1 protein-coding gene is annotated in these 725 nt (G+C 73.2%); it reads left to right on the top strand.

Features of this window, described 5'->3' with window-relative positions; all coding sequences use genetic code 11:
* Positions 1–725 (top strand): zinc-binding dehydrogenase (locus ACFYE3_RS19040; RefSeq protein WP_387612045.1); only part of this gene is annotated, 725 nt, incomplete at both ends.

Below are 725 nucleotides of genomic sequence, written 5' to 3'. Positions count from 1 at the left end.
GCGGTGTGCGGGGAGTGCCGGGCCTGCCGCAAGGGCGAGCCCTGGTACTGCTTCGCCACCCACAACGCCACCCAGAAGATGACGCTCGAGGACGGCACCCCGCTGACCCCGGCCCTGGGCATCGGCTCGTTCGCCGAGAAGACCCTGGTCGCCGCCGGGCAGTGCACCAAGATCGAGGGCGAGCTCGAGGACCACCAGTACGCCGCGGTGGGCCTGCTCGGCTGCGGGGTGATGGCCGGCATCGGCGCGGTGCTCAACACCGGCGCCGTGAAGCGCGGGGAGTCCGTGGCCGTCATCGGCTGCGGTGGGGTCGGGGCGGCAGCGATCGCCGGGGCCGCCCTGGCCGGGGCGACCACGATCGTGGCCGTGGACCTCGACGACGAGAAGCTGGCCACCGCGGAGCGGTTCGGCGCCACCCACGTGGTCAACTCCAAGGAGCAGGACCCCGTGGCGGCGATCCGGGCGCTCACGGGCGGGAACGGTGCCGATCTGGTGATCGACGCCGTGGGCATCGCCCCCACCTTCCGGCAGGCGTTCGAGGCCCGCGACCTCGCCGGACGCATGGTCCTGGTGGGCGTGCCGGCACCGGGCACCACGTGGGAGATCCCGCTGGACGAGGTCTTCGGCCGCGGCGGGTCCATCAAGTCCGCCTGGTACGGCGACACCCTCCCCTCCCGGGACTTCCCGATGCTGGTGGACCAGTACCGGCTGGGCCGGCTGGACCT

Source organism: Kocuria arenosa (assembly GCF_042879215.1).
In the GTDB taxonomy this organism is placed as follows: Bacteria; Actinomycetota; Actinomycetes; order Actinomycetales; family Micrococcaceae; genus Kocuria; species Kocuria arenosa.
Note: the sequence above shows the minus strand (reverse complement) of the source record. Positions and strands in the feature narration are given on the sequence as shown.